This window comes from Deltaproteobacteria bacterium (assembly GCA_016223005.1).
Taxonomy (GTDB): Bacteria; Desulfobacterota; GWC2-55-46; order UBA9637; family GWC2-42-11; genus JACRPW01.
The window spans coordinates 49377-54122 of the sequence record JACRPW010000001.1 but is presented as its reverse complement, the minus strand read 5'-3'; the positions used below and the strand labels follow the sequence as shown (position 1 = coordinate 54122).

Here is a 4746-nt window from a genome sequence, read left to right as displayed (position 1 = left end):
TTCCCATTGCTTCACTTTGGGTTAAATATCCTTGTTTCAATAGCAGCGCGACAAAAACCGCCGGGGTAATATATGCAATATTGAAAAGCCTAAGCTGTTTGATAAATTTCCTGTCATCGCTCCCGATGGCGTCAAAGCCGCCCTTCTGAAAAAGATTCACCGCCTCTTTTTCACCGGTATTTGACTTCTCATCTCCTTCTCCGGTTACTTTAAGGAGTTTATCCTTGATATTTTTATCCACCACAACTGCGTCAGACAGTCCCTTTGCCTTTCCCCTGTCAATAACTTCTTCCTTGACAAGATGAGGTATTGCAATATCAAAGGCATTGCAAATATCTTCCTTTATGCCCGCCTTCGTAATCTTGATTAAACAGTCGGCATCCAGAATAACCCTCATGTATTACATTGTAATTGATAGGTTACGCTGTGTCAAGATTGTTTTTCCAATCTATGAGATAATTTTTGGTAAGAAACGGTGTTACAGATTATAAAAAATTACAATGGTTTTTTAGACTTTTTCCCGGTCTTCAACCCTTTTCCATTTAAAAGGGATATCAATTATGCTTCCTGGTGTTTTGACTGTTTTTAATGCCTCAAATGCCTTCTTTAAAACAGCATTATGCTGTTCGGGTTTAAAAGGTTCGCCTAGAGGGTGTCCAAGGGGCCATTTCAAGAATATGGCACGGGAAGGTTTTACCTCTTCTGTAAACTTTCTTATAATAGATACGCTCACACACGGAATCCCTTGTTTTTCTATCTCCCTCTGTATCAGTCCAACGGACCGATTGCAAATACCTCAGCCAGGCGTTAGGAGAACTGCATCAACATTTAAACCTTTTAGTTTTTTTGCAATCTGCGGTGCAGTGTCATTTATAAGTGCGGATACATGTCTTTTATCTATATGTCCCATTAAACCAAAATTTATCCTGCTGATTGAACCGATTTCACCTCTTTCCTGCATCTCTTTGAGTCTGTCTATGGGAAAGACAATATTTATATCTTTATCAGCGTCCTTATGGTCATAATAGTCATGGGTTATCATAAGGTCTTGTTTGGGGGTATCAAGTGGTATTTCTCTATAGGTAGGATCTCCATCAAGGTCTTTCATGTCAAATGGTTTCTGGGTTTTTAAATGCACACCTGCGGTTGTTACAAGGGCAATCTTGCAGTCTTTTAAATCTTTTTCAAAAGGTGTCCATGGAATATCATCAACCTTCCATGTAACAGTGTTTTTAACCCACCAGTCAACAAGGGATGGGAATCTTGTAAAGAGTTTTGCAAAAAATTTATTTTTTAGTCGGGACATTCGGTACACCATGCGGGTTGGGGTGTAGGGAGTGAAAAAATGTTTTTGCACTCCCTTTTCCCACATCCTATCATAGTCTTAATGAAGGGCAGTTTAGTGTCATACCCGGGACAATCTATGGCACCCCTCTTTACAGTGGGATACGCGGGGAATCATGAACCTTCCCATCTTATCACCTCCTTTAGCCATCCTTTCACGGCTTTAATTAAAATACTAAACTTTGAAGTAGTTAATATCTCCTGCAGAAATGCCTGATAACTGCAATCCCCTGTTATCACATCATAGTACTTTTTAATAAAGGCAGTATCCGCTTCTAGCATACTAGACCAGATTTTAGGATAGGAATACACCATGTCGGCAACCTTTTGTGCTGCTTCAAGTTCAGGATAAATCTCTCTTTCAATCTCTTTTTCATAAGAAGTAAAATCATTATTTTTAATGCCGCAGGTAATTGCATTTGCTGCAATCTGTCCGCTTCTTATTGCATAGTATATACCTTCACCAATAAACGGGTCAACAATATGTGCTGCATCACCGGCAAGTAAAATCCTCTTACCGGAAATCTTGATTTTATTTCCCAGAAACTGGGGGATAATCCATCCACCCTCTCTTATTGGTTTCAGCCCTTTAAGTATATCATGCCTTTTGACAAATTCATTATAATAATTCTTAAAATTACTATTTGTCTTTGAACTTAATCCTGCTATGCCAACAGAAAGGTTGTTGCCTTTCGGGAATATCCATCCATACCCCCACGGTATGAGTCCAAAATCAATAATGGCTTTACCCTTTAATGTAGAAAGTATCTCCTTGTCTAATGAAAACTCACCTTCAATCGTCAAGGTATTTGGTTTTAAGGGTATTTTGAAATAATCCCTTGCTATAAAACTTGATGCCCCATCTGCTGCAACCACCGCACTTGCCTTAAAATCTTCTTTTTCTGTTTTGACAACCACTTGACTGTCATCTTCTTCTATACCATTAACCTTTATGTTGTAAAGAATTTCCACTCCTTTTGCCTTTGCCTTTTCGGCTAATAGGTTATCAAAACGGTCCCGCATAACCATTGTAGCAATAGGGGTATTATGGGGGATAAAAATCTGCCTTTTTGCTCTGAAAGAGAAGACAATACCCTCTGTTACATCCTCTGCTGCGGAACTAAAATCCATGTTCAGAATCTTATTTACTTTATATGAAACAGCGCCGCCGCAGGTCTTATATCTGGGGAATTTCTCTTTATCAAGTGCCAATACCATTAGACCATTTGATGCAAGTTTATAGGCAGCGGCTGCACCGGCGGGACCAAGACCGACAATTATCGCATCGTATTTGAGTGGCATAGACCTATTCTAAAGTTTCCCCAAAAATCAAAGTCTATTTTTGGGGGTTTACAGGGCAGGTATTATTTGTTCAGGGTTTTAATCTTACTTCTGCATTTTTTAAGCAGTGTGTTTCTTATAATCTCTTTTCTGAGTCTCTTTCTTAGTTCTACCTCATCCACCTTAAACTTAAATGCCTTTTTGCCATTTATAAATATAAGCGGAATGTTCTCTTTATAGCGTCTAAGGAGTTCTTCATTTGCTGTTATATCTATCTCTTTGAAACCAAAATGAATATCTTTTCTAACATTGATAAGCACATCCCTTACATCTTTACAAAGCAAACAATTACTTTTGCAAAGATGGCAGTCTTTTCTGGCGTAGACATCAATATGAATCATAGATGTGTCTTTACCCCAAAAAATGCAAATGCATTTTTTTGAAAGATTTAGAAATTAAGAAATGGAAGCAAACTATTCAACATGCCAGAGATTATAGCAAAATAGTTTGTATAAATCAAGAGGCCTATTACGATAAGAAATGAGCCTGTAATAATTGAAACCAACCTCATGTGCTTTTTGAGGCGGCTGAAGTGTTTTAGAAAGGCATTTATGCCGAAAGAGGTAAATAGGAATGGTATTGCAAGTCCTATAGAATAGATAACCATAAGGAACATGCCAAACATGAATGTCTCTGAACCAGCGGCAATGATAAGGATTGAAGCAAGGATTGGCCCTATGCACGGCGTCCAGCCTGCTGCAAAACCAATCCCCACAAGAAACGAGCCAAGGAGCCCCGCCGGTTTTTCTCTGAAAAAGTGAAGCCTTTTATCCTGCTGGAGAATCCTGAAGTTTATAAGCCCTATGATGTGGACTCCAAGGAGGATGATAATAATGCCGCCAATCTTTCTTATAATATCTTTATAGGTAATAAAAAACTGACCGAAGAAACTTGCAGATGCGCCAAGTGAAATAAAAACTACTGAAAAACCAATTATAAACATAATAGAGTTGACCAGAATGACCTTCTTTATCTCTCTCTCGTTTTCCTGATTGGTCAACTCTTCAAACGAAATGCCTGTAATAAATGATATATAGGATGGGACTAACGGAAGCACACACGGAGATATGAAGGAAAGCAGTCCCCCAATTAGTGCCCATAATACACCTATCTCATTAGTAGTCATTTTAATAGTTCCTCAATCAAACTATTTATTGGCGCGCCACTCCACTCCCTTGCCCCTGCCGCCTTACCAATAAGTTTTCCGTTCTTGTCTATAATATAAGTTATGGGAATATAAACAGCATTATATAACCTGCTCACATCTCCATCTGAATCCAGAAGAACAGTAAATGTATAACCATTCTTTTGTATAAACTTTTTAACTGTATTAGGGCTCTCCTGTATATCAACAGCAAGCATTACAAGACCTTTATCTTTATATTTTTTATAAAGGCTCTCCATCTCAGGCATTTCAAACTTGCACGGCGGACACCATGTTGCCCAAAAGTTTAACAAGATTACTTTGCCCCTGAAGTCCTTGATAGAGACCATTTTTTCGTCTAAAGATTTAAGGGTAAACTCTGCTGCAGGCGGTTTTTCTTTTATCTCCTCAATGCCTGCCGCAGAAAAGAGATTCTGGCTTGCATATGCTGATGCTGGCAAAAATATAGAGACAACAAAAACAATCAAATATTTAAGAGTAAAACTATTCATCAGTATTTTCCTTTAGCCGTGAAAAGCATGCTTTTCACCCTTTTGCCTTTAACCCCTTTTTATATTCTTCAGGAGTCTTTGGACCATTTTTCAATAATTCCATAATCATCTTCAGTCCTTCCTCTGCCCGCCATTCTCTGGGACCAACAACCTTTTCAGCAATTATTCCGTTCTGGTCTATTATAAATGTCTCAGGCACCCCTGTAGTTTTATAATCCTCTTTTATTCTGTTCTTTCTGTCAAGCAAGATAGGAAATGTAAGACCGTATTCTTTAACAAACTTCTCTATGACATCAGTATCACCCTTGTCAATACTCACTGCCAGTATCTCAAAATTCTGTTCTTTCAAACCTGCATATATATCCTGCATTGACGGCATTTCTTCTCTGCACGGCTTGCACCATG

General features: G+C 38.5%; 8 protein-coding genes. All 8 read right to left on the bottom strand.

Going from position 1 to position 4746, the window contains the following annotated elements; genetic code table 11:
• On the bottom strand, positions 1-397 hold a 397-nt coding region (locus HZC45_00295; GenBank protein ID MBI5681611.1), incomplete at its 3' end, for a hypothetical protein.
• A gap of 111 nt (positions 398-508) precedes the next feature.
• Positions 509-733, bottom strand: coding sequence for a hypothetical protein (locus HZC45_00290; protein MBI5681610.1), 225 nt, complete (start codon positions 731-733; stop codon positions 509-511).
• Between the two features lie 63 nt (positions 734-796).
• Positions 797-1306, bottom strand: coding sequence for a hypothetical protein (locus tag HZC45_00285; GenBank protein MBI5681609.1), 510 nt, complete (start codon positions 1304-1306; stop codon positions 797-799).
• 152 nt (positions 1307-1458) lie between these two features.
• Positions 1459-2646, bottom strand: a complete 1188-nt coding sequence (locus HZC45_00280) for a geranylgeranyl reductase family protein (protein ID MBI5681608.1) — start codon at positions 2644-2646, stop codon at positions 1459-1461.
• A gap of 62 nt (positions 2647-2708) precedes the next feature.
• Entirely contained in the window at positions 2709-3026 is a 318-nt protein-coding gene (locus HZC45_00275) for a glutaredoxin family protein (GenBank protein ID MBI5681607.1), read from the bottom strand.
• 47 nt (positions 3027-3073) lie between these two features.
• Positions 3074-3811, bottom strand: a complete 738-nt coding sequence (locus HZC45_00270) for a sulfite exporter TauE/SafE family protein (protein ID MBI5681606.1) — start codon at positions 3809-3811, stop codon at positions 3074-3076.
• Positions 3808-4341 (bottom strand): TlpA family protein disulfide reductase, encoded by a 534-nt coding sequence (locus HZC45_00265; protein ID MBI5681605.1) that lies wholly within the window; start codon positions 4339-4341, stop codon positions 3808-3810. The genes HZC45_00270 and HZC45_00265 overlap by 4 nt, the downstream gene beginning before the upstream one ends.
• A 34-nt stretch (positions 4342-4375) precedes the next feature.
• The coding region (locus tag HZC45_00260; protein MBI5681604.1) for a TlpA family protein disulfide reductase at positions 4376-4746 on the bottom strand (371 nt) is incomplete at its 5' end.